25 protein-coding genes are annotated in these 25,951 nt (G+C 65.5%); 15 read left to right on the top strand and 10 right to left on the bottom strand.

Annotated elements, in window-relative coordinates; all coding sequences use genetic code 11:
• Positions 1-139: 139 nt before the first annotated feature.
• From LC039_RS02535 to phoB, 6 genes are all read left to right on the top strand, one after another.
• A complete protein-coding gene (locus LC039_RS02535; protein ID WP_226621481.1) occupies positions 140-1,180 on the top strand; it encodes a substrate-binding domain-containing protein in 1,041 nt (346 codons plus the stop codon).
• A gap of 91 nt (positions 1,181-1,271) precedes the next feature.
• On the top strand, positions 1,272-2,735 hold the full coding sequence (pstC, locus tag LC039_RS02540) for a phosphate ABC transporter permease subunit PstC (RefSeq protein ID WP_226621482.1): 1,464 nt from the start codon (positions 1,272-1,274) through the stop codon (positions 2,733-2,735).
• Complete coding sequence (pstA, locus tag LC039_RS02545) at positions 2,735-4,087, top strand: phosphate ABC transporter permease PstA (protein WP_226621483.1); 1,353 nt, start codon at positions 2,735-2,737, stop codon at positions 4,085-4,087. Before pstC ends, pstA begins: the two co-directional genes overlap by 1 nt.
• 18 nt (positions 4,088-4,105) lie before the next feature.
• The gene (pstB, locus tag LC039_RS02550) at positions 4,106-4,903 is read left to right on the top strand and encodes a phosphate ABC transporter ATP-binding protein PstB (protein WP_226621484.1); all 798 of its coding nucleotides are present in this window, start codon (positions 4,106-4,108) and stop codon (positions 4,901-4,903) included.
• Between the two features lie 3 nt (positions 4,904-4,906).
• The gene (phoU, locus tag LC039_RS02555; protein WP_226621485.1) at positions 4,907-5,644 is read left to right on the top strand and encodes a phosphate signaling complex protein PhoU; all 738 of its coding nucleotides are present in this window, start codon (positions 4,907-4,909) and stop codon (positions 5,642-5,644) included.
• A gap of 3 nt (positions 5,645-5,647) precedes the next feature.
• Positions 5,648-6,337, top strand: coding sequence for a phosphate regulon transcriptional regulator PhoB (phoB, locus tag LC039_RS02560; RefSeq protein ID WP_226621486.1), 690 nt, complete (start codon positions 5,648-5,650; stop codon positions 6,335-6,337).
• 143 nt (positions 6,338-6,480) lie between these two features.
• On the opposite strand, the gene LC039_RS02565 is transcribed toward phoB, so the two are convergent.
• The gene (locus tag LC039_RS02565; RefSeq protein ID WP_226621487.1) at positions 6,481-7,461 is read right to left on the bottom strand and encodes an HlyD family secretion protein; all 981 of its coding nucleotides are present in this window, start codon (positions 7,459-7,461) and stop codon (positions 6,481-6,483) included.
• Positions 7,462-7,676: 215 nt separating this feature from the next.
• Between LC039_RS02565 and LC039_RS02570 the strand changes: the two genes are divergently transcribed.
• Entirely contained in the window at positions 7,677-8,702 is a 1,026-nt protein-coding gene (locus tag LC039_RS02570) for an IS1595 family transposase (RefSeq protein WP_226621488.1), read from the top strand.
• 186 nt (positions 8,703-8,888) lie between these two features.
• Positions 8,889-9,812 (top strand): NAD-dependent epimerase/dehydratase family protein, encoded by a 924-nt coding sequence (locus LC039_RS02575; protein ID WP_226621489.1) that lies wholly within the window; start codon positions 8,889-8,891, stop codon positions 9,810-9,812.
• Between the two features lie 186 nt (positions 9,813-9,998).
• Here the strand turns inward: LC039_RS02575 and LC039_RS02580 are convergent, their stop codons facing one another.
• Complete coding sequence (locus tag LC039_RS02580; RefSeq protein ID WP_226621490.1) at positions 9,999-11,666, bottom strand: MFS transporter; 1,668 nt, start codon at positions 11,664-11,666, stop codon at positions 9,999-10,001.
• On the bottom strand, positions 11,663-12,100 hold the full coding sequence (locus LC039_RS02585; RefSeq protein WP_226621491.1) for a MarR family winged helix-turn-helix transcriptional regulator: 438 nt from the start codon (positions 12,098-12,100) through the stop codon (positions 11,663-11,665). Before LC039_RS02585 ends, LC039_RS02580 begins: the two co-directional genes overlap by 4 nt.
• A 443-nt stretch (positions 12,101-12,543) precedes the next feature.
• On the opposite strand from LC039_RS02585, the gene rpsB reads away from it, so the two are divergent.
• The gene (gene rpsB, locus LC039_RS02590) at positions 12,544-13,314 is read left to right on the top strand and encodes a 30S ribosomal protein S2 (protein ID WP_226621492.1); all 771 of its coding nucleotides are present in this window, start codon (positions 12,544-12,546) and stop codon (positions 13,312-13,314) included.
• 175 nt (positions 13,315-13,489) lie between these two features.
• A complete protein-coding gene (gene tsf, locus LC039_RS02595; protein WP_226621493.1) occupies positions 13,490-14,365 on the top strand; it encodes a translation elongation factor Ts in 876 nt (291 codons plus the stop codon).
• Between the two features lie 676 nt (positions 14,366-15,041).
• Here tsf and LC039_RS02600 read toward each other — a convergent pair.
• The 4 genes from LC039_RS02600 to LC039_RS02615 all read right to left on the bottom strand — a co-directional run bounded on the left by LC039_RS02600 (position 15,042) and on the right by LC039_RS02615 (position 17,235).
• Entirely contained in the window at positions 15,042-15,803 is a 762-nt protein-coding gene (locus tag LC039_RS02600) for a helix-turn-helix transcriptional regulator (RefSeq protein WP_226621494.1), read from the bottom strand.
• Positions 15,804-15,806: 3 nt separating this feature from the next.
• Entirely contained in the window at positions 15,807-16,244 is a 438-nt protein-coding gene (gene aroQ / locus LC039_RS02605) for a type II 3-dehydroquinate dehydratase (RefSeq protein ID WP_226621495.1), read from the bottom strand.
• Positions 16,245-16,309: 65 nt separating this feature from the next.
• The gene (locus tag LC039_RS02610; protein WP_226621496.1) at positions 16,310-16,912 is read right to left on the bottom strand and encodes a DedA family protein; all 603 of its coding nucleotides are present in this window, start codon (positions 16,910-16,912) and stop codon (positions 16,310-16,312) included.
• Complete coding sequence (locus tag LC039_RS02615) at positions 16,909-17,235, bottom strand: hypothetical protein (RefSeq protein WP_226621497.1); 327 nt, start codon at positions 17,233-17,235, stop codon at positions 16,909-16,911. Before LC039_RS02615 ends, LC039_RS02610 begins: the two co-directional genes overlap by 4 nt.
• A 399-nt stretch (positions 17,236-17,634) precedes the next feature.
• Between LC039_RS02615 and LC039_RS02620 the strand changes: the two genes are divergently transcribed.
• From LC039_RS02620 to LC039_RS02630, 3 genes are all read left to right on the top strand, one after another.
• Positions 17,635-18,528, top strand: a complete 894-nt coding sequence (locus LC039_RS02620; RefSeq protein ID WP_226621498.1) for a PfkB family carbohydrate kinase — start codon at positions 17,635-17,637, stop codon at positions 18,526-18,528.
• A complete protein-coding gene (locus tag LC039_RS02625; protein ID WP_226621499.1) occupies positions 18,525-19,442 on the top strand; it encodes a pseudouridine-5'-phosphate glycosidase in 918 nt (305 codons plus the stop codon). The genes LC039_RS02620 and LC039_RS02625 overlap by 4 nt, the downstream gene beginning before the upstream one ends.
• 92 nt (positions 19,443-19,534) lie before the next feature.
• A complete protein-coding gene (locus LC039_RS02630) occupies positions 19,535-20,230 on the top strand; it encodes a DUF502 domain-containing protein (RefSeq protein ID WP_226621500.1) in 696 nt (231 codons plus the stop codon).
• 67 nt (positions 20,231-20,297) lie between these two features.
• Here LC039_RS02630 and LC039_RS02635 read toward each other — a convergent pair whose 3' ends face one another.
• Positions 20,298-21,071 carry a 3-hydroxybutyrate dehydrogenase gene (locus LC039_RS02635; protein ID WP_226621501.1) on the bottom strand — a complete coding sequence of 258 codons (774 nt, stop codon included), beginning with the start codon at positions 21,069-21,071 and terminating at the stop codon, positions 20,298-20,300.
• Between the two features lie 560 nt (positions 21,072-21,631).
• On the opposite strand from LC039_RS02635, the gene LC039_RS02640 reads away from it, so the two are divergent.
• Together LC039_RS02640 and LC039_RS02645 are read left to right on the top strand one after the other, a co-directional pair.
• Positions 21,632-23,455: an extracellular solute-binding protein gene (locus LC039_RS02640; RefSeq protein WP_413463807.1), complete on the top strand. Its 1,824-nt coding sequence runs from the start codon at positions 21,632-21,634 to the stop codon at positions 23,453-23,455.
• A 56-nt stretch (positions 23,456-23,511) separates the two neighbouring features.
• Positions 23,512-23,628 carry an entericidin EcnA/B family protein gene (locus LC039_RS02645; protein ID WP_095882411.1) on the top strand — a complete coding sequence of 39 codons (117 nt, stop codon included), beginning with the start codon at positions 23,512-23,514 and terminating at the stop codon, positions 23,626-23,628.
• A gap of 122 nt (positions 23,629-23,750) precedes the next feature.
• Here LC039_RS02645 and LC039_RS02650 read toward each other — a convergent pair whose 3' ends face one another.
• Both LC039_RS02650 and LC039_RS02655 read right to left on the bottom strand, forming a co-directional pair.
• A complete protein-coding gene (locus tag LC039_RS02650) occupies positions 23,751-24,182 on the bottom strand; it encodes a potassium channel family protein (RefSeq protein WP_226621502.1) in 432 nt (143 codons plus the stop codon).
• A 14-nt stretch (positions 24,183-24,196) separates the two neighbouring features.
• Entirely contained in the window at positions 24,197-25,771 is a 1,575-nt protein-coding gene (locus LC039_RS02655) for a helicase HerA-like domain-containing protein (RefSeq protein ID WP_226621503.1), read from the bottom strand.
• Positions 25,772-25,951: the final 180 nt, after the last annotated feature.

The raw sequence follows: 25,951 nt of genomic DNA on the forward strand, positions 1-25,951 counted from the left end.
TCCGGATCTTGATCCAGATGCTCCGACGGCTGTCATAAAAGCGTTACACTAGTGTCACAAAAGCATTGCGCACGACCCCTAGGCACCGCTTCGAGGTCCCCGACCGGGGGGCTGTATCTGACCCAACAGGAGCATTCCTATGCAATCCGTGAAACTCGCCGTTTCGGCACTCGCGCTCGCCGCTGCTTCGGCCACCGCTGCTGCCGCACGTGACAACGTGCAGGTTGCCGGCTCGTCGACCGTGCTGCCCTACGCCTCGATCGTCGCCGAAGCCTTCGGCGAGAACTTCGACTTCCCGACCCCCGTCGTGGAATCGGGTGGCTCCTCCGCTGGCCTGAAGCGCTTCTGCGAAGGCGTTGGCGAGAACACCATCGACATCGCGAACGCCTCGCGCGCCATCCGCGAAAAAGAGATCAAGGCCTGCGCCGACGCCGGCGTGACCGACATCATCGAAGTCCGCATCGGCTATGACGGCATCGTCTTCGCCTCGCAGAAAGACGGCCCGGCCTTCACCGCGTTCGAACCGGCCGACTGGTATAACGCCCTGGCGCCGAAAGTCGTGAAAGACGGCGAGCTGGTCGACAACCCCTACACCAAGTGGTCCGAGTTCAACGCCGATCTTCCGGACGTCGAGATCGCGGCCTTCATCCCGGGCACCAAGCACGGCACCCGCGAAGTCTTCGAAGAGAAGGTACTCGCGGCTGGCTGCGAGACCACCGGCGCGCTGGAAGCCATGGTTGCTTCGGGCATGTCCGAAGATGACGCGGAAGACGCCTGCATCTCGGTCCGCACCGACGGCAAATCGGTCGACATCGACGGCGACTACACCGAGACCCTGGCCCGCATCGACAGCAACGCCAACGGCGTCGGCGTCTTCGGCCTGGCGTTCTACGAAAACAACACCGACAAGCTCAAGGTCGCGACCATGTCCGGCATCGAGCCCTCGACCGAGACCATCGCCTCGGGCGAGTACCCGGTGTCGCGCCCGCTGTTCTTCTACATCAAGAAGGCCCACATCGGTGTCATCCCCGGCCTGAAGGAATACGCAGAGTTCTTCGTCGCCGACGAGATCGCCGGCCCCGATGGCCCGCTCGCCAACTATGGCCTCGTGTCCGACCCCGAGCTGGCCGACACCCAAGCCAAGGTTGCAGACGAAGTGACCATGGGCGAAAGCATGTAATCGGACAGATGTCCGATGTCCGGAGGGCGGCCGCGTGCTGCCCTCCGTTTTCCTTTTTGGTGAGTGATCACCGGACTAACCTGGGGGCCCGATGCCTGTTCTTTGGCTGATCCTGATCGTCCTCGCGCTGGCCGTCGCGGGCTATGTCGCGGGGCGCACGCGCGCCATCTCCGGCGCCGGAGACGATCGTCGCGCACTTCACTCGCTGCCAAGCTACTACGGCTGGAACGTCGCCATGAAGGTGATGGTGCCGGCCTTTCTCGCGCTGATCCTCTGGCTGATCGCGCAACCCTTCATGGTGAACACCAAGGCCACCAGCCTGCTGCCAGAGACCGCGATCCCCGAAGGATCGACCATCGGGCTCGTGATGTCCGACGTGCGGCGCGTGGCCGACGGTCTCGACCTCGCGGTCGAGCAGGGGCTGCTGAGCGCGGGCGAGGCCTCCGAGCTTTCGGTGACCGGCTCCGACGTCCGCGGCACGCTGGGATCCGCCGGGGTCGCCGTGGGCACCGAGATCACCCCCGAGGTCCTGGCCGCGGCGCAGAGCTACCGCGCGACGAATGCGACCGGAAACCTGCTGCGCGCGATCGTGGTGATCGGCCTTGCGCTGCTTGGCGGCGCGTTGGCGCTGGCGCAAACCAAGCCCGACTTCCGCGCCCGAAATTCCGTCGAGCGCGGCATCCGCGGCATCCTCGTCGGCGCCGCATCGATCGCCATCCTGACCACCATCGGCATCGTGCTGTCGCTGGTCTTCAACACCATCGAGTTCTTCCGCATCTACCCGGCCTCGGAGTTCTTCGGCTCCTTCACCTGGGCGCCGAGCTTCGGCGGCGGATCCGAGCTCGGCATCTGGCCGCTGCTCTGGGGCACGCTCTACATCTCGTTCATCGCGCTGCTGGTGTCGGTGCCGATCGGCCTGTTTGCCGCCGTCTACCTGTCGGAATACGCCGGGCCGAAGTTCCGCTCGGTGGCCAAGCCGGCGCTGGAGCTGCTGGCCGGCATCCCGACCATCGTCTACGGTCTTTTCGCGCTGCTGACGGTCGGCCCGCTGCTGCTCTCGGTCTTCGGGCGCGACGGGCTGGGCTGGATGCAGGCGGGCACCGCGGTGATGACCGCGGGGCTGGTGATGGGCATCATGCTCATCCCCTTCGTCAGCTCGCTGTCGGATGACATCATCAACGCCGTGCCGCAGTCGCTGCGCGACGGCTCCTACGGGCTCGGCGCCACCAAGTCCGAGACCATCAAGCAGGTGATCCTGCCCGCCGCGCTGCCCGGCATCGTCGGCGCCGTGCTGCTTGCCGCCTCGCGCGCCATCGGCGAGACGATGATCGTGGTGATGGGGGCAGGGGCCGCGGCACGGCTCTCGCTCAACCCCTTCGACGCCATGACCACCGTGACCGCCAAGATCGTCAGCCAGCTCACCGGCGACGCGGACTTCGCCTCGCCCGAGGCGCTGGTGGCCTTCGCCCTCGGCATGACGCTTTTCGTCATGACCCTCGGCCTCAACGTCTTCGCACTCTACATCGTGCGCAAATACCGGGAGCAGTACGACTGATGACCGACGCGACCTACACCGGCGGGAAAGAGCCCGCCAAGCACGGCCTGCTGACCGTCGACGCGCGCACCAAGAAGCGCAATGCCTCCGAGAAGCGCTTTCGCATGTACGGCCTCGCGGCCATCGGCGCGGGGGTGTTCTTCCTCGTGGTGCTGCTGGGGGCGATCATCGCCAATGGCATCGGCGCCTTCCAGCAGACCTTCATCGAGGTGCCGGTCTATCTCGAAGAAGCCAAGCTCGACAAAACCGGCAACCGCGATCCCGAGGAAATGGCCAAGGTCTCGACCTTCGGTTACAGCCCGCTGATCCAGAACTCGCTGTGGAAGGTCATCGTCGACAGCGGCGCCGAGACTCCGCTCGAGGACGGCGGCGACGTGAAGCAGATGATCTCCGCCTCGGCCGCCGCCAAGGTGCGCGACTGGGTGCTGGCCAACCCCGACCGCGTCGGCGAGACGGTGGATTTCCAGATCCTCGCCTCGAGCCGCGTCGACGGCTACCTCAAGGGCCGCGTCAGCCGCGAGAGCATTGCGCAGGACAAGAACATCGACGCCGAGCACCTCGACCTGGTGGATGCGCTGCGCGCGCAGGGCGTGGTGCACAAGAGCTTCAACTGGGAGTTCATCACCGGCGCCGACGCCTCCGAGAGCCGCGCCGAGCAGGCCGGCCTCGGTGTGTCGATGCTGGGCTCGCTCTTCATGATGATCACCGTGCTGCTGCTGGCGCTGCCGATCGGCGTCGCGGCCTCGATCTACCTCGAGGAATTCGCGCCCACGAACCGCTTCACCGACTTCATCGAGGTGAACATCTCCAACCTCGCGGCGGTGCCGTCGATCGTCTTCGGCATCCTCGGCCTCGCGGCCTTCATCCAGTTCGCGCATCTGCCGCAATCGGCACCGCTTGTGGGTGGCCTGACGCTGACGCTGATGACCCTGCCGACCATCGTGATCTCGACCCGCGCCGCGCTGAAGGCCGTGCCGCCGTCGATCCGCGATGCCGCGCTTGGCGTCGGCGCCTCGAAAATGCAGGCCACCTTCCACCACGTGCTGCCGCTGGCCATGCCCGGCATCCTGACCGGCACGATCATCGGCCTGGCGCAGGCGCTCGGAGAGACCGCGCCGCTGTTGCTGATCGGCATGGTCGGCTATATCGCGACCAACTATCCCGAAGGGGTCTTCTCGGGCTTCCTGTCGCCGAACTCGGCGATGCCCGCGCAGATCTACGAATGGGCCAAGAGGGCGGACCCCGCCTATTACGAACGCGCCTGGGGCGGGATCATCGTCCTGCTCGTGTTCCTGCTGGCCATGAACCTCCTCGCCATCGTCTTGCGCCGCAAGTTCGAGCGCCGCTGGTAAGGTATAAGGATACTTACGATGTACGACTCGCCATTGAGGAAGACCGAAGTGGACACCAACGCAAGCAAGATCTCCGCCCGTGACGTGCAGGTCTATTACGGCGACACCCACGCCATCAAGGACGTGAACGTCGAGATCCTCGACAAGACCGTGACCGCCTTCATCGGGCCGTCGGGCTGCGGCAAGTCCACCTTCCTGCGCACCCTGAACCGGATGAACGACACGATCGACATCTGCCGCGTCGAGGGGCTCATCGAGCTCGACGGCGAGGACATCTACGACAAGCGCGTCGACCCGGTGCAGCTGCGCGCCAAGGTGGGCATGGTGTTCCAGAAGCCGAACCCGTTCCCTAAGTCGATCTACGACAACGTCGCCTACGGGCCGCGTATCCACGGGCTTGCGAAGAACAAGGCCGAGCTCGACGAGATCGTCGAGAAGGCGCTGCGCCGCGGCGCGATCTGGAACGAGGTGAAGGACCGTCTCGACGCGCCGGGCACCGGCCTTTCGGGTGGTCAGCAGCAGCGCCTGTGCATCGCCCGCGCCGTGGCCACCGAGCCCGAGGTGCTGCTGATGGACGAGCCCTGCTCGGCGCTCGACCCGATCGCCACGTCGCAGGTCGAAGAGCTGATCGACGAGCTGCGCGAGAACTACTCGGTGGTTATCGTCACGCACTCGATGCAGCAGGCGGCGCGCGTCAGCCAGAAGACCGCCTTCTTCCACCTCGGCAACCTCGTTGAATACGGCGACACCAGCCAGATCTTCACCAACCCCGTGGACCCGCGCACGGAATCCTACATCACCGGACGGATCGGATAAGTCATGACCGACGAGCTGAAGAAACACATCGCCTCGGCCTTCGACCGCGACCTCGAGGCGATCCAGGCGCAGATCCTGAAGATGGGCGGCCTCGTCGAGGCGGCGATCCACGACGCGGCGCTCTCGCTCGAGAGCCGCGACGAGGAGCTGGCCGACAAGGTCGTGGCCGGCGACAAGGCCATCGATGCTCTCGAAGAGCTGCTCAACGACGAGGCCGCCAAGGTCATCGCCCTGCGCGGCCCGACCGCGCGCGACCTGCGGGTGGTGCTCTCGGTGATGCGCATGGCCTCCAACCTCGAGCGCATCGGCGATCTGTCGAAGAACATGGCCAAGCGCACCTCGGTGCTGTCGCAGCTGGCGCAGATCGAGGGCTCGGCCACCGCGCTGCGCCGCATGTCGCGCGACGTGGAGCTGATGCTGAAGGACGCGCTGGACGCCTACATCCGCCGCGACGAGGCGCTGGCGCATGACGTCATCGACCGCGACCGCGACGTCGACCAGATGTACAACACGCTGTTCCGCGAGTTCCTCACCTTCATGCTCGAGGACCCGCGCAACATCACCTCCTGCATGCACCTGCATTTCATCGCCAAGAACGTCGAACGGATGGGCGACCACGTGACGGCGATCGCCGAGCAGGTGATCTTCCTCGCCACCGGCGAGATGCCGAAGGAAGACCGGATCAAGGAAGACCGCACCTCCTCCGACCCGGCGCTCAGCTCCGGCGCGGACCTGGGGTAAGCCATGGCCGCAGATCAACCGACGGTCCTGGTCGTCGAGGACGAGCCGGCGCAGCGTGAAGTGCTGCGCTACAACCTCGAGGCCGAGGGCTTCCGCGTCGCCGCCGCCGGCAACGGCGAGGAGGCGCTGGTGCTTCTGGACGAGGAAGCCCCCGACGTGGTGGTGCTCGACTGGATGCTGCCGAACCTTTCGGGCATCGAGGTGTGCCGGCAGATCAAGACCCGCTCCGAGACCCGTGGCCTGCCGGTCATCATGCTCTCGGCCCGCTCCGAGGAGGTGGACCGCATCCGCGGCCTCGACACCGGCGCCGACGACTACGTGGTGAAGCCCTACAGCCTGCGCGAGCTGATGGCGCGGGTGAAGGCGCAGCTGCGCCGGGCGCGGCCGGCGGCGGCGGGGCTCCGGCTCGAGTTCGAGGATATCGTGCTCGATTCCGAGACCCACCGCGTCACCCGCGACGGTCAGGAGCTGAAGCTCGGCCCGACCGAGTTCCGCCTGCTTTCGACCTTCATGGAAAAGCCGGGCCGGGTCTGGTCGCGCGAGCAGCTGCTCGACCGGGTCTGGGGCCGCGACATCTACGTCGACACGCGCACCGTGGACGTGCACATCGGCCGGTTGCGCAAGGCGCTCGGCGCCCACGGCGGCGAGGATCCGCTGCGCACCGTGCGCGGCGCCGGCTACGCGCTCGGCTGACCGTTCCGCCGCAAGGGTGCTAGACATACGAAAGGGCGGCCCTCGGGGCCGCCCTTCTTCGGTCCGTGCGTCCTCTCTTTCCAAATACGCCGGGGGAGACCGCCGCAGGCGGTCGGGGGCAGAGCCCCCTCGGCCGGGGCCCGTCAGCCCGCGCTGCCGGTCTGAACCTCGACCTCCACCGAGAAACCGGGCCTCAGCGCGGCGGCATCCTGGCCTGGGTCGATCGAGATCCGCACCGGCAGGCGCTGTGCGATCTTGGTGAAGTTGCCGGTGGCGTTCGACCCCGCGAGCAGGCTGAACTCCGAGGCGGCGGCGGGCGAGAAACCCTGCACGTGACCGCGGAAGGCCCGGCCGCCGAGCGCGTCGACGGTGAAGCGCACCGGCTGGTCGGAGCGGATGCCGGCAAGCGCGGTCTCCTTGAGGTTGGCGATCACCCACAGGTCGGTGCCGACGTGGCTGACCAGCGTGGTGCCCGCGGTCACATATTGCCCGACATGCGCCGAGACCTGTCCGAGCGTGCCGTCTGCCGGAGCGTGGATCTCGGTGTGGTCGAGGTCGATCTTCGCCAGCTCCACCGCGGCCTCGGCGCTGGTCACATCGGCCTTGCGCGCGGCGATCTGCAGGCGCGCGCTGGCGGTGGCCTCGCGGCTGACCTGCAGCTGTGCCTCGGCCTGCCGCACCGAGGCCTGCGCCTGGCGCAGCGCCAGATCGGTCTGGTCGGCGCTCGACTGCGAGGTGACGCCGCGCTCGCGCAGCGTGGTCATCCGCGTGGCGTCGGTCTGCGCGGTCTCCAGCGCCGACTGCGCCGAGGTCAGCGCCGCCTCGGAGGCGTGTTCGGTGGCCACGGCGGAGCGCACGCTCTGTTCGGCCACGTCCACCGCGGCGCGTGCCGCCTCGAGACTGGCCTGCGCCTGCGCGAGCTTCTGGCGGTAGGTCGAGGGGTCGATCCTGGCGATCAGGTCGCCCTGCTTCACGCTTTGGAAGTCGCTCACCGCGACCTCGGACAGGTAGCCGGACAGCTGCGGCGCAAGCTGCGTGACCTTGCCGCGCAGGTAGGCGTTCTCGGTCGCGGGATTGGCGGCGGCGAATGGCGGCAGGTGCCAGGCGAAGAGCAGCAGCAGCACGCCGGCAATGCCGATGGCGGAGGCGATGAGGGTCGAGAGGGAGAGATACTTTTTCCCGCTTATCCACGAGAAAAAGCAGCCAAAAGCCCAAGACTCTGACTTGGCTTGGTTATTCCGCCATCTCGCCGCATTTTGCGCGATTTTCCAGGTTTCTTCTTCGCCGAACACCCGCCGGGCCAACATTGCTCGGTTGGCGGAACGAGCGGAGAGCCCTGATGATTACCGAACTGAAGTCGATCCCAGACATCTGGAAGCGGATGCCGAGCGAGATGCACGCGCGACGCTTCCTGGAGGGTATAATATGGTCGACCGGCAGACACTGTCCCCATTGTGGGTCGGTGGCCTCCTCTGCGCTGCGTGGCCCGACCTGCCGCCCAGGGCTCTACCAGTGCCGAGATTGTCGCCTACAGTTCACGGTCACCACGCTCACCCCGATGCACGGCACGAAGCTCGACCTGCGTATCTGGATCTGTGCGATGTTCCTGGTGCTTACATCGAGCAAGGGCATCTCCTCGGTCGTGATGGCGCGGCTGCTCGGCGTGAACCAGAAGACCGCGTGGAAGATGGGCCACGCCATCAGGGAAATGATGGACGACCGGAACGGCGAGCTGCTGCCGTTAGCAGACATCGTCGAGGTCGACGAGGCATATGTTGGGGGAGCCCCGAAATCCCTTTCAGGGGCCTACAATCCACGTGGCAAGGGCACCGGAAAGCCGATGATTTTCGTGGCGGCCTCTCGCGACGGACAGGCGCGCGCCAGAGTCGTCGCCGATGACAAGAGGGCGACGCTTGAGCCGGTTCTTCTGGAATGGATTGACCCTGAGACGACGCACCTGATGACTGATGGAAGCAAGAGCTACCGGGGTCTGGGGCAGACGATGGCCGACCACCAGTATGTGATCCACAGCCAGAAAGAATACGCCAACCCGGAGACCGGCGCCCACGTGAACACGGCCGAGGCAGTGATCTCACAAGTGCAACGCGCTTTGGTCGGCGTCTACCACAACCTCGGTCGACAACACCTCCAGCGATACCTCGACGAGATCGTTTGGCGGTGGAACCACCGCGATCCCGTCCGGGAAGTGGTCAAGCAATGGACAACGAAAGCAGGTGTGGAGCGGGAGAAATCGACGACGATCTGGAAGCCGATTCCGGTGGTCGACCAGATGCGCCTCTTGCTTCAGGGGGCGGTCGGAAAGCAGCTCCGCCGCTCGAAGGAATACGGGCTATGCTGGCCTTGATGGCTATCCTATGCACTGGTGGTGCAGATGCGCTATTCAGGGACTCGAAGCGTAAAGTCGGCCTCGATCCCTTTTTGCCATGTGCTGCGATGTGCAGCAGTGTCAGTTTACGACTGGCTTTCGGCAAGCTCAAGTGCGCAACATGGTCCATGAACAAGTAGATCAGAGAATTTGAAAGGGGATGGCGTGAGAGTTCTGATGATTGGAGGTACTGCGCTGGTTGGACCACACGTAATTCGAGAGCTGACGAAAGAGGGATTTGCGAAGGTCTGGACGCTCACGCGTTCTGGCAAGGCATACTATTGTGAGCGCGCTCTGGCTGGTGATAGGGATGACGAAGCGCTGGCTAATGCGATCAAAGAAGCGCGTCCTGATCTCATCATCGACATGATCCCTTTCACTGTACTCAATGCAGAGAAACTTGTCGCCGCATGTGAAACCACTGGAATTCATCCACGGATCGTCGCGGTATCGAGCATTGATGTCTACAGTGCTTTCGGGCGCTTGAACCGAACTGAAGAAGCTCCCTACCAACCTGTGCCGATCAGCGAAGACATGGCGCTTCGAAAGAGGTATGGGCCTGAAGGCCCCTCTTACGACAAGATTGGCATCGAACGTGTGTATCAGGAGGGATTCGACGATTTGGTCATCCTGAGGTTACCGGCGATATACGGTTGGCCTGACACGACCCGCGTCGAGTTCTACTTGGATGAGATGCTGGGTGGAGCGAAAGAAATCACGATGTCCGAGGATTGGGCTGCGTTTCGGTTTTCCAGGTGTCTCCACAAGAACGCCGCGTTTGCCATTTCTCTTGCGGCTCGTCGGCGAAAAGGTGGCGCGACGATCTACAACGTTGCTGAACCTACGGCATACACTGAATTGGCTTGGGCGAAGAAGATCGGCGCGCTCTGTGGCTGGAACGGGGAAATCAGGCTTTCATCGTGGGCGACAGACGTCGAAAAACCGCGCCAGCAGTTCGAGGTGGATACCCATGCAGTCCGCCGTGATCTGGGCTTTTTCGAGAAGTATGATCCAGACGAAGGGCTTGCAGACACCATCGCTTTCCACGCCTACAGCAGGTTGGGGAAGCAATACGAGAAGTATTATTGAACACGCTCTTCTTGCACCACCGTTTTCGCCCTCACATGGATTCCAAGTAGCAGCCATCCGGGCGACTGCCGCGAAAGCTGACTTTGTCCGCTTGGCCGACTTTCAGGACCAAAGGGCTGGGTGCTGGCAGTGTTGCTTTCTTTGGTGGATAAGCGGGTACTTTTTCATTGTTCTTGCTCGGATGGATCAGGAGGTCTGCGGTTCGGCTTCGGGGCGCGCCAGACGCGCCGCAAGCCAGTCGCGGAAGAGGTGGAGCACCAGCGCGGCGAGCGCCGCCAGCGCAACGAGAGAGATGACGAGATAGCCGTCGTTGTAGGCCATCACGGTGGCCTGTTGCGACGCGGTGGTGGCCAGCTGCGAGACCGCCTGGGCCTGCCGCTGTGCGCTGTCGGCGATTTGCGGCGCGAGCTGCTGCATGGTTGCGGCGAGGCTGCCGGAAGTCACCGGGTCGGCGCTGATCAGCTCCTCGCGCAGCACCTGCAGGTGGAAGGCCTGCCGTTCGTTGATCAGCGAGCGAAAGATGCCCGAGCCGAGGATGCCGCCGACGCTCTGGGTGACCAGGAAGACGATGACGAAGGAGAGCAGATACATCGGACCCTTGCTCAGCGCGGCGATCAGCCCCTTCATCATGGCGGGTGCCATGAACAGCATCGAGGCAAAGGCGATCAGCGCCTGGCTCACGTACATCTGCTCGGGGCGGGTCTGCAGCGTCGAGCTGCTGTCCAACCAGGCGCCGAGCGCGATCAGCGCGAGAGAGGCGAAGTGATAGGCGGGCTCGCGCCCGGGCTTCATCCAGCCCACGCAGGCGAGCGCGCCCATGGCGGTGCCCGCGAGGATCATGCAGAACAGTCCGATCATCTGCGAACTGCCCAGACCCAGCGCCTGAAACAGCGCCGGCGCGCCGGTGCTCTGCTCCGACAGCAGCAGGCGGAACAGGAACAGGGTGAAGGCAAGGTGCAGCATCGCGGGCGTCATCAGCCAGCGGATGTCGATCAGCGGCGCCTCGCGGTGCAGCTCGAGCACCACCGCCAAGGTCAGCGACAGCACCGAGGCCGCCAGCAGCCAGCCCAGCCAGGGCAGGGCGGTCCACCAGTGGATCGGCCCCATGATGAAGCCGGTGACCAGCCCGCCGAGCCCGATCGCGATCAGCCCGAAGCTCAGGAAGTCTGCGCGCTGGATCACCTTGCTGCGCGGCATCGGTCCCATGGGCAACAGGTAGACCAGCATCAGGCAGATCATCGACAGGCCGAGCGTGGTCAGGTGGATGCCCGCCAGCCCGCCGTCGCCGATCAGCCACGGCGAGACCACCCGCGCCAGCGTCGGGCCGGAGGTCAGCAGCATCAGCGCGATCGGCAGCCCCAGGCGCAGCTTCCACTGCTGCGCCAGCGGCTCGAGGATATAGAGGAACGCCAGCGTCGAGAGCGGCGCGGCGGCGATGCCGGACAGGAACTCGATCACCACCGCAGAGCGCAGGTCGTTGATCCACAGCGAGATGAAGGCGACCACCACGTAGACCGCAATGCCGATCTCGGCAAAGCGCCGGAGCCCGTACTGGGTGCGCAGCTTGATCAGCATGATGGTCAGCGAGGCGCGCGGGATCATATAGGCGGCCATCAGCCAGCTTGCCTGGGCGGTGGTGATCCCGAGGTCTCCGGCGATCTGCGGCAGGTTGGTCGAGATGAACCCCTGTCCCAGCCCCTGCGTCACGCCGATGGTGAGCGAGGCGCCCACATAGGGCAGCGCCCGGCGCAGCGGCATGCCCGGCGCTGGCGTCGGGGCGGCCGGTTTCGGCGCCTCGGAGGAGGTCTCCTCCGGGCGCTTCGGCTTCTGGGTATCCGTGGTCTGGTCGGTCATTGGTAAGTCAGCTTGGTTGCGTTGAGCGCGATGCGTTCCAGCACCTCGCAGGCGCGCTGCTGATCCTCGGGGGAAATCCCTTCGAGAAGATCGGCGCGCACGCGCTCGAGAAAACAGGTGATGCGGCTAGATCTGGCCTTGTTGGTCAGGTGCAGCGCACGCTTGCGCGCGTCCCCGTCGAGGGCGCGGCGTTCGATGAACCCCTGCGCCTCGAGCGCGTCGATCTGCCGTTTCAGCGCCGGGGCCTCGATGCACAGGATGCTGGCCAGCTCGGCCTGCGTCGCCCCTTCGTGCCGCGCCAGTTCCGAGACGACCCGGGCACGCGAGAAGGTCAGCCCGACCTCGCGTGCGTTGGAATCGTAATGGGTGCGGATCTCCCGGCTGGCTTCGATGAGCGCTTCGAGTACGCGGGTTTGGCTGTGAGGGTCGGACATGAGCTGTACCGGGCTGGTTCGGGATGCTTAACAAGGACGGTAGTTAACAGGGTAAGTAATTTCTGCAAGGCAGCATCACCGGCTTGTGACCTTGCGGCAGCGGGGCCGGGCGTCTTTGGCTATGCGCGTGCGGCGGGTTGGAAGCGATGCTATGGAGGCGGCAGGCTCGCGCGCACTTTGCGTCCCTCGCGAGGGTGACGGGCTGCGCCCGGGCAGCCGGGCAGGGTGCTCCCGGGCCCATGGCGCAGGCGCCTCTCTCCGCCGCACCGCCGAAAAGCGCAGGATCAGGCTTGCGCCCCCGCGCAAAACGGCCTATAGGCGCGCCCACGAGAACGCCGCAGGCGGGGTCGGGCCTTTGGGGGAGACATCCCCAAGCGTCCACCGGTTGTCCAACAGGATGAGCCCCCGCTGAGGATTTATGAAACCGGAAAGGATATACGGACATGGCTCTTCCCGAGTTCACCATGCGCCAGCTGCTTGAAGCAGGCGTGCACTTCGGCCACCAGACGCAGCGCTGGAACCCCCGCATGGGCGAGTTCATCTACGGTGCGCGCAACGGCATCCACATCATGGACCTCACCCAGACCGTCCCGATGCTGGACGCTGCTCTGAACGCGATCCGTGAGACCGTCGCCAAGGGCGGCTCGGTGCTCTTCGTCGGCACCAAGCGCCAGGCACAGCAGCCGATCGCCGAAGCTGCCGAGAAATGCGCACAGTTCTACATGAACCACCGCTGGCTGGGCGGCACGCTCACCAACTGGCAGACCGTTTCGCAGTCGATCCAGCGCCTGAAGACCATCGACGAGCGCATGGATGCCGGTGCAGAAGGCCTCACCAAGAAAGAGCGCCTCGGCATGGAACGCGACCAGACGAAGCTCCAGGCTTCGCTCGGCGGCATCCGCGAAATGGGCGGCCTGCCCGACATGCTCTTCGTCATCGACGTGAAGAAAGAAGCGCTGGCCGTGGCCGAAGCCAACAAGCTGGGCATCCCGGTTGTCGCCATCGTCGACACCAACTGCTCGCCCGACGGCGTCGACTACATCATCCCCGGCAACGATGACGCGGCCCGCGCCATCTCGCTCTACTGCGACCTCGTCGCCCGCGCAGCCCTGGACGGCATGACCGGCCAGATGGAAGCCGCTGGCGTCGACCTCGGCGCCCTGGAAGACGCGCCGGCAGAAGAGCTGCTCGCCGACGCCAACGCCGGCAAGTAAGCCGGAGGCGCCCGCCGCGTTCTGCGGGGCGGGCGCTGCGACGCCCACGCGTCACGAGTGCACCGGCGCATCGCCGCCGAGAGTGGCACTGTCGCGAAAGCGTCACGAATTCATGACAGGAGCGGGTGGCCCGGGGCTGGGCCGCCCCACCGGATTTGAGATGAGGAGAGCCGAGATGGCGATCACTGCTGCACAGGTGAAAGAACTGCGCGAGATGACCGGCGCAGGCATGATGGATGCCAAGAAGGCGCTGACCGAGACCGACGGCGACATGGAAGCCGCCATCGACTGGCTGCGCACCAAGGGCCTCGCGAAAGCCGCGAAGAAGTCCGGCCGCACCGCCGCAGAAGGCCTCGTGGCCGTTCAGGTCGAAGGTGGCGTGGGTGTTGCCGTCGAGGTGAACGCCGAGACTGACTTCGTCGCCAAGAACGCCGAGTTCCAGGGCATGGTCAGCGACATCGCTGCCGCAGCTCTGAAAGTGGACAGCGTCGAGGCTCTGGCCGACGCGGATGTCGACGGCAAGAAGGTCTCCGAACTGGTCACCGACAAGATCGCCAAGATCGGCGAGAACATGACCCTGCGCCGCATGGCGAAGGTCGAAGGTGAAGTCGTCTCGAGCTACGTGCACAACGCAGCCGCAGCCGGCCTCGGCCAGATCGGCGTGCTGGTTGCCATGACCGGCGGCAGCGAAGAGTTCGGCAAGCAGGTCGCGATGCACATCGCCGCCTCGAACCCGGCCGCGTTGAACGAATCCGAGCTTGACCCGGCAATCGTCGAGAAAGAGCGCCAGGTGCAGATCGACATCGCCAAGGAATCCGGCAAGCCGGACGCCGTGATCGAGAAGATGATCGTCGGCCGCATGAAGAAGTTCCTCGCCGAAGTGACCCTGCTGGGCCAGCCCTTCGTGGTGAACCCCGACCTGACCGTCGAGCAGGCTGCAAAAGAAGCCGGCGCGACCATCACCGGTTTCGTCCGCCTGCAGGTCGGCGAAGGCATCGAGAAGGTCGAAGAGGATTTCGCTGCAGAGGTGGCCAAGGCCGCCCAGGGCTGATCGCTCTCGGAACCCGTTTCGAAAGGGGCGCCTTCGGGCGCCCCTTTTTCGTTGCGCCTTGGCGCCCCGCCTGGTGTCCGGGCACGGTAGTCGCCATGCCGGTGTTGAGCAGACCATTTTTCGCCCTGACCGCGTCTTTGTGGCAGGCTTGTGCCGGGCCGGACGGCGTTGCCGCTTTTTGGGCAGGATCTTCATGGCTCTCGCCGGCCAACGCTTTCGCTGCGGGGGAGGGCGCATACGAAAGCGGAGCCGCCCCGTGGGACGACTCCGCAACCTGTTTCCCCGGCACCCCAATACATTTGGGGATGAGGCAGGAGTGCCGAGACAGGCACGCCGAACCACCCCCGGACGAAAATTGCCCGGAAACAGCCCAGCTCCGGTAAACACCGGGAAACTGGCAGAGCCCCGTAATCGCGAGGAATGACAGTCTCGAGTTCCATGGCCAAAGCCACCACTCACGGAACGAGACGAGTGTGCAACGTAGGGGAAAGAAGGGGAAGGGGTCGTTGACGTAGCGGTACGATTTAGAGCGAATTACGGAAGAATTTTCGTCACAAATTCAGGTTTCTGAAATCCACCCATAAGAAAAGACACATTTGGCGCGATTTTCACCGGAAAGACGCGCCATTGTTTCACCATTCGATTCGAGAAAGCCGCAAAGTTAACTCTTTCGGCCCTATATATCCAAAATGAACATTTGATTGAGAAATGTCGCCTTCGCGACAGCTTGCGCCGTGGTTTCCACGTTGAGTGTGTCTCTGGCGCGACGCAGGTGCTTCTCCACGGTGGCCTGGGTGAGCCCCATGATCTGCGCAATGTCCTGCATCGTTTTCCCGTCGCCGACCCATTCGAGCGCCTCGCGCTGGCGCGGCGTGAGCGACTGGTCGGGCGGAATGTAGGGCAGGGTGAGCACGCGCAGGTGCAGCACGTTGTTGCAAAGCACGATGGTCTCGCCGTGCTCGGCCCAGATGTCCTCGACCTCTTGCTGGCTCATCTCGGGCCGCGCGGTGAGCGCGATGGCGCCCTTGGCGCGGCGGGAGAGCGACTTGAAGCCGATGGTGTAGCCTGCGGTGACCTGCTGCGAGGCATTGAAGGCCACGACTCGCCGGGCGTCCTCATTCAGCTCGCCTCTGGACATGGCCGCGGCGGTCTCGCCCCAGGAACGCGGCCCGTGGTTCTCCAGCGCCCATCGGACCATCGGCGAGTTGCGATAGAGGCCATTGCCGATGAACTCGCGCGTGTATGATGGCCGGTGATTGGTCAGCACGAGGAAGTCGTTGGGATCGCCCAGAGACGTCGGCGTGCGGTAGCGCGTGAAGCCGTAGAGCAGACGATCGAACCCGTATCCGGCCATCCGCGCCACATGCATCGACCAGGCGGTCTCGATGCTGTCGGCATTGGACAGGGCCAGCAGATGGGTCCGATCGTCCGGGTCCATCGCCTAGCGGTCCAGGTGCGAGACCAGCGCGTCCATCGCCAGCGTGTAGCCGCGCGGGCCGAAGCCGCAGATCACGCCAAGCGCGACCTTGGCGATGTAGCTGACATGGCGAAACTCTTCGCGCGCATGGACATTCGACAGGTGCAGCTCGATGGTCGGCACCTCTGCGGAGCTGATCGCATCCATCAGTGCGACCGAGGTGTGGGTATAGGCGCCGGCGTTGAGGATGATGCCGTCCTTGGTGCCGCGCGCGGCATGGATCGCGTCGATCAGCGCGCCTTCGTGGTTGCTCTGCGCGAAATCGAGCGTGACGCCGATCTTCTCGGCATGGGCGCGGCACATGGCCTCGACATCGGCGATGGTGGTGCGGCCATAGACCTCGGGCTGGCGCAGGCCGAGCAGGTTGAGGTTGGGGCCGTTGAGGATGAGCAGCGAATGCATGAGAAGTCTCCGGATCGTTCGCGCCCAGTTAGCTTACGCGTGAACGCCTTGTCCAGAAAGCCCGATCAGCGCGGCCGATGCGGCCGGTGTCGGCGCAGCAGTACACCCGCCGCCAGGGCGACGGCCAGCGCCGCAAGCAAGGTGGTGATGTCGGTCGACAGCTCGGCGATCTGCGGAATGAACGGCGCGAAGCTGGCGCCGAGTGCCATGTAGCCGGTCGACCAGACGATTTCCCCGGCGAGATCGGCAAGCAGGAAGCGCGGCCAGGCCAGCCCGCCGGCGCCGGCCACAATGTTCATCGCGGGCCCGAGCGGTGCGATCAGCCAACGCGTCAGGAAAACGGCCATCGGGCCGCGCGCCGCCAGCAGCGACAAGGCACGCGCCGTGGTCGGATCCTTGCGGCCGGCCAGTTTTGGTCCGAACAGCCGACCGATCAGAAAGCCGATCTGGTCTCCGAGCATCGCGGCGCAGAGCACGGTGAGGATCGTTGCCACCAGCGGCAGCTCTCCGGCGGCCGCAAGCGTTCCGGCGACCAGCACCATCAGCGAGCCCGGCAGCATCGGCACGCCGAGCGAGGCCAGCAAGACCGTGCCGCCGAGGATCGGCAGGCCCAGTTCCGGCAGCAAGGCCAGCACGGTGTCGCTGAAGCTGCCGGTGACCTCGCTCATGGCTTCTGCGCCTCGATCACCGCATCGACCTCGGTCAGCAGCTGCGCGAGAGGCTCGCCACGCAGCTCGGCGATTTCCTCGAGGCTGAGCGGCTCACCGGGCTGCGGCGTGAGGCCGAGAGCCGGGCCGAGGCTGTGGTGCGGCAGATGATGCGAGCGCTCGAGGTAGCCGAGCGTCATCCAGGCTTCGGGCGCCACGTTGCGATGCGCGGGATCTGCCCAGTAGAGCGCATGCCGCACGGTGCGCACGCCAATGACCGTCGCGGCGATCAGCGCGAGGGCGAGGACGAGGATCAGGGCACGGCGAGTGGTACGATGACGCATTCTTCGAGGATGCGAGGATTTCAGCGCACAGTCAAAAGGATAAGGCGCAACCCTCGGACGTTTCCAAAGGCCTTTTAATTACATAATGCTAATTATGAGAACTCCGGCCGAGATACGGGGCGCCCCTTATGTTGGAGCGTTTGCGCAGGATTGCCGGCATCATGAGCCCGTTTCAAGTCGTTTGGCATGCAGAATACGTGCGTCCTTCAGCAATCCGCGCCGCGCGATGGCCCTCGGGATTGCGCCCGCGCACCCAAGTCCGGGCACTATCTTCCCGGGGCCGTTCCGATCAGACACGAGCTTCGGCTTTATGTCCCAAAGCCGCGCTTGCTGCCAACACCCCGATCCGGCGGCATCAATCCTCTTGCCCCGGCTGAGCCTCTCGGTCACAAGAACAGGATGAGCAGCACCCCCGATATCCTCTGCATCGGCTCCGTCCTCTGGGACGTGATCGGCCGATCCGCCAGCCACATGCGCCAGGGTTCCGACGTTCCCGGGCGGATCACGCGCCTTCCCGGCGGCGTGGCAATGAACATCGCGATGACCCTGACGCGCTTCGGGCTGACGCCCGGCCTCCTGAGCGCCGTGGGCCGCGACCCCAATGGCCACGAGCTGGTGGATGCCTGCGAGCGGCTCGGCTGCGTCACGGAATATCTCTATCGTTCCGAGGACTTACCGACCGACATATACATGGCGGTTGAAGGTGCGAACGGGCTCATCGCGGCGATTGCCGACGCGCATTCTCTGGAGCAATCCGGCGCGCGCATCCTGGCGCCATTGATCCACGGCCCGCTCGGAACCGCGGAAACCCCGTGGTCCGGCCCGGTGGCGCTGGATGGCAACCTGACGCTGGGACTTCTGGAAGAGATCGTCCGCCTGCCCGCCTTTGCCGCCGCCGACCTGCGCATCGCCCCGGCGAGCCCCGGCAAGGCGGAACGCCTGACGCCCTTCCTGCGCGCCGGCCGCGGCGTGCTCTACGTGAACCTCGAGGAAGCCGGGCTGCTCTGCATGCAGAGTTTCGACGACTCCGCCACCGCCGCTGCCGCGCTCGTGGCGCGCGGCGCCTCGCGGGCGCTGGTCACCGATGGCGGCAAGCCCGCCTCGGATGCCAGCGCCGAGGGCGTGATCTCGGAGTGCCCGCCCGAGGTGCTGGTCACCCGGGTGACCGGCGCGGGTGACACTTTCATGGCGGCGCATATTGCCGCCGAACTGCGCGGCGCGGACCGTGCCACCGCGCTGGACGAAGCGCTGGCCGCCGCCGCAACCTACGTATCCGGAGAAGTGACTTCATGACCCTCGTGCACCTGTCTGCCCCCGTTGCCGACGCCCTCGCCAAGGGCGCGCCCGTCGTGGCGCTGGAATCGACCATCATCACCCACGGCATGCCCTGGCCGCAGAACCTCGAGATGGCGCGCAAGGTCGAGCAGACCATTCGCGACGGCGGCGCCACCCCAGCGACCATTGCGGTGATCGACGGCAAGCTCTGCGTCGGTCTCGACGACGACCAGCTCGAGGCGCTGGCGCAGACCAAGCACGCGGCGAAGCTCTCGCGCGCCGACATGGCGGTCTGCATGGCGCGCGGCGGCACCGGCGCCACCACCGTGGCGGCGACGATGATCGCGGCGCGGCTCGCGGGCATCGAGGTCTTTGCCACCGGCGGCATCGGCGGCGTGCACCGCGGCGCCGAGCAGAGCTTCGACATCTCCGCCGACCTGCAGGAGCTGGCGCAAACCCCGGTGACCGTGATCGCCGCCGGCGCCAAGGCCATCCTTGACCTGTCGAAGACCATGGAAGTTCTTGAAACCCTTGGCGTTCCTGTGATCGCCTTCGGTCAGGACCAACTGCCCGCCTTCTGGTCGCGCGAGGCCGGGATCGCCGCGCCTCTGCGGCTCGACACGGCCAAGCAGATCGCCGAGGCGCACCGGATGCGCGGCGCGCTCGGCCTGCCCGGCGGCCAGCTCGTTGCCAACCCGATCCCCGAGGCCGCCGAGATCCCGCGCGAGACGATGATGCCGATCATCGCCCGCGCCATGGAAGACGCGACCGCCCATGGCATCCACGGCAAGGCGGTGACGCCCTACTTGCTGCAGCGCATCTTCGAGCTGACCGAGGGCCGCTCGCTGGAGAGCAACATCGACCTGGTGCTCAACAACGCCCGGCTCGGCGCCGCCATCGCGGCGGAGATGAGCGCCCTGCCCGCCGCGTAGGCCACGGCTGGCATCACAGTCTCGCGCGCCCATTGTGAAGCGGCGCGCGAGTGCCTAGGTTGATCCGGAATACCTCTTTCTCCGGAACAAGAATGAACACGCCCTTCGACGACAAGCCCCGCCGCCCCGGCATCTTCGCGAGCCTGAGGGCGAGCTTCCTGACCGGGCTGGTGGTCATCGCCCCGGTCGGCCTGACGATATGGCTGATCTGGACCCTCTTCGGCTGGGTCGACGGCTTCGTGCTGCCGCTGGTGCCGCAGCGCTTCAATCCCGAGGAATACATCGGGATCAACCTGCGTGGCGTGGGCGTGATCTTCTTCCTCGTCTTCACCATTCTCGTCGGCTGGGTCGCCAAGGGGCTGATCGGCCGCTCGCTGATCCGCTTCGCCGAAACGCTGGTGGACCGTACCCCGGTGGTGCGCTCGATCTACTCGGGCATCAAGCAGATCGCCGAGACGGTCTTTGCCCAGTCGGAGCGCAGCTTCGAGAAAGCCTGCATGGTGCAATACCCGCGCAAGGGCATCTGGGCGATCGGCTTCATCTCGACCCAGGCCAAGGGCGAGATCCTCGCCCGCTCGGACGTGATGGGAGATTTGATCTCGGTTTTCGTGCCGACGACGCCGAACCCCACCTCGGGCTTCCTGCTTTATTTTCCCGCCGAGGACGTGGTCGAACTCGACATGAGCATCGAGGACGCGGCGAAACTGGTGATCTCGGCCGGTCTCGTCTACCCGCCGGAAAAGCCGGGCGAAGCGCCCAAGGTCGAAGCGGTGCGCCGCGCCGGGTGAGCCCGGGTGCACGGCGCGGGATCGGGGCATGGCAGCGCGGCTGCCCTGCCCCTTTTTCATGCGCCGGTCAGAGTGCGGTCCAGCCGCCGTCGACCGAAATCGTCGTGCCGGTGATCTGCGCCGCCGCGTCCGAGCACAGGAAGACCGCCGTGCCGCCGATCTGCTCGGTGGTGGCAAACTCCTTCGAGGGCTGGCGCTCGAGGATGACCTTCTCGATCACCTCTTCCTCGGACATGTTGTACTTGGCGGCGGTGTCGGGGATCTGCGCCTCGACCAGCGGGGTCTTCACGTAGCCGGGGCAGATCGCGTTGCAGGTGATCGCCTCCTTGGCGGTCTCCAGCGCGACGGTCTTGGTCATGCCGACGATGCCGTGCTTGGCCGCCACATAGGCCGACTTGAACGGCGAGGCGGTGAGCCCGTGCGCCGAGGCGACGTTGACCACCCGGCCCCAGCCCGCCTTGCGCATCATCGGCAGCGCCGCGGCGGTGGTGTGGAAGGCCGAGTTGAGGTTGATCGCGATGATCGCATCCCATTTCTCCACCGGGAACTCGTCGATCGGCGCGACGTGCTGGATGCCGGCGTTGTTCACCAGGATATCGCAGGCGCCCGCCTGCTCGATCAGCGCGCGGCACTCCTCGCCCTTGGACATGTCGGCCTTGATGTAGCGCACGTCGACGCCGAATTCCTTGGCCATCTCCGCGGCCAGCTGGTGGTCCTCGTCACGGTCGGTGAACGAGTTGAGCACCACCGACGCCCCGGCCCGCGCCAGCTCGCGCGCGACGCCGAGCCCGATGCCCGAGTTCGATCCGGTGACGACAGCCGTCTTGCCTTTGAGTGACATGCGAAAACTCCTCGATTTCTGCGGCACCGACATGGCCTGCCGCCTCCATGGGGAACGGGGTCACCATGCCTCCCGGTTCCCGCCCTGCGCCATTGCTCGGCCATCCCGCGCGAAGCTGCAAGCCCGTGTTCGCAACGTCATCACGGATTCGTAGGCCCGAACCACCTTTCGCCCCCTAGGCAATCTGTGCCCTGCCCTGTATGGCTCCTCGCACCGCTGCAGCGCGGCGGAGCTTGCACAAATCCTTCGAGAGGCGCGGACGCAAACCGGCCGCGCGAAGGTCATAGTTGGCAGTCCGGATTCGATGAATTTGGCCGCGTCCAATGACCGGTCCGATGACTGCCCTGTCCCGGAAGGCAGCGGAAAACCAAAAAAAACGCCGGCACAAGGCCGGCGTTCAGTCATTGAGGCAGGTTTCATACAGGCAAGAAACCTATCGAGCAGTGATGTCTTTATACGCGCTTTGCCGCCGGAGTCCAACCTAAAAGTTTGAAAAGACGTAAAAGCCCCGGTAGGCTCGAAAAGCAAGAAAACAAGGGCAGAGCAGGACGGTTTCTCTAATGACCGCGAAATATTTCAGATCTTCCACCTTCGGGCCCGCAGTCACCGCCTTGGCGCTGATTTCCGGATTCGCCGCAAGCGCCGAGCCGATGCACGGGATTGCCATGTACGGCGAGCCGGCGCTGCCCGCGAACTTCGATCACCTGCCCTACGTCAATCCCGACGCGCCCAAGGGCGGCCGCATTGTCACCGGCGAAGTGGGCAGTTTCGACAGCCTCAATCCGCACATCCTGAAGGGCACCGTGCCGTGGCAGCTGCGCTTTCTGGCCTATGAATCGCTGATGGGCCGCAGTTGGGACGAGCCCTTCACCCTCTATTGCCTGATCTGCGAAACCGTCGAGACCTCGCCCGAGCGCGACTGGGTGGAATACACCCTGCGCCCCGAGGCGAAATTCTCCGATGGCACCCCGGTGACCGTCGAAGACGTGATCTGGAGCTTCGAGACCCTCGGCACCGAGGGGCACCCGCGCTACCAGGGCACCTACAGCCGTATCGAGAGCATCGAGAAGACCGGCGAGCACAGCCTGCGCTTTACCTTCAACGTCGCGGATCGCGAACTGGCGCTGATCGTCGGCATGCGCCCGATCCTCAAAAAGGCGCAATGGGAGGGCAAGGACTTCGCCGAGTCCGGCCTCGATGTGATCCCGATCACCACCGCGCCCTATGTCGTCGACAGCTTCGAGGCAGGCCGCTACGTCTCGCTCAAGCGCAACCCCGATTACTGGGGCAAGGATGTGCCCTTCATGAAGGGCCAGGCCAACCTCGACGAGGTGCGCATGGAGTTCTTCGGCGATGGCACCGCCATGTTCGAGGCGTTCAAGGCGGGGCTGCTGAACTCCAACCGCGAGTTCAACTCCGAGAAATGGGAAAGCCAGTACGACTTCCCCGCCATCGAGAGCGGCGAGGTGGTGAAATCGGTGGTTCCGCATGGCCGCCCCTCGGGCATGACCGGCTTCGTGATGAACACCCGTCGCCCCGGCTTCGACGACTGGCGCGTGCGCGAGGCGATGATCCAGCTTTTCAACTTCGAGTACATCAACGAGACGCTGACCGGCGGCCGACAGTCACGCATCACCTCCTATTTCTCCAACTCCGAGCTGGCCATGCAGCCCGGTCCGGCGAGTGGACGGGTCAAGGAGCTGCTCGCGCCCTTCGCGGACAGCCTGGTGCCCGGCACGCTCGAAGGCTACGCCTTGCCCGAGGGCGACGGCTCGGCGCGCAACCGCTCCGGCCTGCGCAAGGCCATGGGGCTTATGGAAGAGGCCGGCTACACCGTGCAGGACGGGGTGATGATGACCCCCGAGGGCCAGCCCTTCCAGTTCGACATCGTTCTGCCCCAGGGCGAGACCGAGGCCGGCTCGATGATCGACATCTACGTGCAGGCGCTGGAGCGGCTCGGCATCAAGGTGCGCGTCGACACGGTCGATTCCGCGCAGTTCAACGCCCGCAGCGCATCCTTCGATTTTGACATGACCTGGTTCCGCCGCGGTATCTCGCTTTCGCCGGGCAACGAGCAGCGGCTCTACTGGGGCAGCGCCGCCGCCGACCAGGAAGGCTCGCGCAACCTCATGGGGGTCAAGAGCCCGGCGGTCGACGCGCTGATCGAGGGTCTTCTAACCGCCACCAGCCGCGAGGAGTTCCTCGCCGCCACCCATGCGCTTGACCGGGTGCTCACCGCTGGCCGATATGTCATCCCCACCTACGAGTGGAATCAGAGCTGGATCGCCCACGCCAAGGAGCTGACCTATGCCGAACCCACGCCGGTCTACGGCGACTGGATCGACTGGCAGCCCAACGCCTGGTGGTGGGAAGAGCAGAACTGAGTTCGCCACCGCAGACCAAGACGACCGACAAGACCAACAAACGACGAGCAGACAGTATGAAACGCCTCTTCCTTCTCGCCCTCCTGGCCGCCCCCCTCGCCGCCTGCGGCACCGTCGATGGCTTCGGCCAGGACGTCTCGCGCGCCTCGCGCACGGTGGACAGCTGGTTCTGATCCGCCGCCCTCGCGCGCGGGTCGTTGCGGCGGGCGCCTTCGTATAGACGGATATATCCAGGGGGTCCGGGGGCAGCGCCCCCGAACGGCGCCCGGCTGCGCTCCCGCAGACGGCGCCGGTCTCAGCGCTCGTCCCGCAGCCCCGGGTGCAGCCGTGACAGCACCGCCAGCAGGAAGGCGGTGCTGACCCCGAAGGTGAGCAGGCCGGTGATCGCGGCGAAGGTGCCGTAGATCCGCAGCCCCTCGCCCAACGTGACGTCGCCGTAGCCCAGCGTCGTGTAGCTGACCACGGCGAAATAGAAGGCTTCCGGCAGCGTCTCGAAGGCCCCGAGGTGCCGGAAGCTCGCGGCCCAGAGCCAGATCTGCAGGGTATGCGCGAACACCATGGCGCCGAAGGCCATGCAGATCAGCCCGAACAGCCGCAGCGGCCGCGTGTGTTCGCCGATCCGCGCGACCGCGGACAGAAGCCTTGGCGAGACACGGGCGACGATCCAGAGCTGCACCCCGGCGCAGACAAACAGAAGCCCGGTTCCCAGCAGGATTTGCACACCCATCCCCATGCGCTGTCCTAGCGCGCCTTGAACAGGCTGCCGAGGATGCCGCGCACCAACCGCTTGCCGGTTGTGCCGGAAAGCTCCTTCAGCACCGCCTGACCCAGCGCTTCGCCGATGCTGTCCGGCGCGCTGTAGCGCGTGCTGCGGGACTTGGCGGTGCTGCTCTTGCGCGGCTCCGCGCGCGGCGTCGGATCGTAGCGGCGGGCGCGGTTGTAGTCGCGTATCTCGGCGTCGACGGCATCCTCGGCGGCATCGGGCTCTTCCGCCGCCTCTGCCGCCCTTGCCGCCGCCGCGGCGCGGGCCTGCAGCATCTCGTGGGCAGACTCGCGATCCACCGGCGTGTCGTATTTGCCCTTCAGCGGCGAGGCGTCCATCACCTCGGTGCGCTCGGCATCCGTGATCGGACCGAGCTGCGAGCTTGGCGGGCGCACCAGCGTGCGCTGCACAATCCCGGGCACGCCCTTCTTCTGCAGGAACGAGGTGACCGCCTCGCCGGTGCCGACCTCACGGATGGCCGTCTCGGTGTCGAAGGCCGGGTTCTCCCGGTAGGTCTCTGCGGCCTGTTTCAGCGCCTTGCGGTCGCGTGCGGTGAAGGCGCGCAGCGCGTGCTGGACCCGGTTGCCAAGCTGGCCGAGGATGTCCTCGGGGATGTCGTCGGGGTTCTGGGTGACGAAATAGACGCCCACCCCCTTGGAGCGGATCAGCCGCGCCACCTGTTCGACCTTGTCGACCAGCGCCTTGGGGGCATCGTCGAACAGCAGGTGCGCCTCGTCGAAGAAGAACACCAGCTTGGGCTTGTCGGGATCGCCGACCTCGGGCAGCTCTTCGAAAAGCTCCGACAGCAGCCAGAGCAGGAAGGTCGCGTAGAGCCGCGGCGCGCCCATCAGCGCGTCGGCGGCGAGGATGTTGACATGGCCGCGCCCGTCCGGTGCACAGGCCATCAAGTCGGAAAGCGCCAGCGCCGGCTCACCGAAGAAGCGCGCGCCGCCCTGGTTCTCGAGCACCAGCAGCCGCCGCTGGATCGCCCCGACCGAGGCGGTGGAGACATTGCCGTAGCGCAGGCTCAGCTCCTTGGCGTTCTGGCCGACCCAGACCAGAAGCGCCTGCAGGTCCTTGAGATCGAGCAGCGGCAGCCCCTGCTCGTCCGACAGGCGGAAGGCGATGTTGAGAATGCCTTCCTGCGCCTCGGTCAGCTCCAGCAGCCGCGCCAGCAGCAGCGGGCCCATCTCGGCCACGGTGGTGCGCACGGGATGGCCCTTGGCGCCGAAGAGATCCCAGAACACCGCCGGAAAGCCCGCGTAGGTGAAGTCGTCGAAGCCGATCTTGGCGTTGCGCTCCATGAACGGCACATGCAGATCGCCGGTTTCGGCGCCGGCGCGGGCAAGCCCCGAGAGATCGCCCTTCACGTCCGAAAGGAAGACCGGCACGCCCGCCGCCGAGAAACCCTCGGCGAGGATCTGCAGCGTGACGGTCTTGCCGGTGCCCGTCGCCCCGGCGACCAGCCCGTGCCGGTTGCCGTACTTGAGCGCAAGATACTGTTTTTCCGAATAGGCTTCGCCGACACCGCCTACAAAAACATCATCCGTCATGGCCTGCCTCCGCTGCCGTCCGGGCCCGAGCATACTATCTTAACTCTTTGCTGCCAGTATGAAATTCGTCCGGGGCATCATGTCCTCTCCTGCCTCGGGCGAACTTCCTCCCTGTCAGACTTGCCGCGCCCGTTGCTCGGGCGCGGCCTTTTGCACAAAAGTGTAGCCCTGCCGTTGCAA

It is taken from the genome of Alloyangia pacifica, assembly GCF_020524285.1.
Taxonomy (GTDB): Bacteria; Pseudomonadota; Alphaproteobacteria; order Rhodobacterales; family Rhodobacteraceae; genus Salipiger; species Salipiger pacificus_B.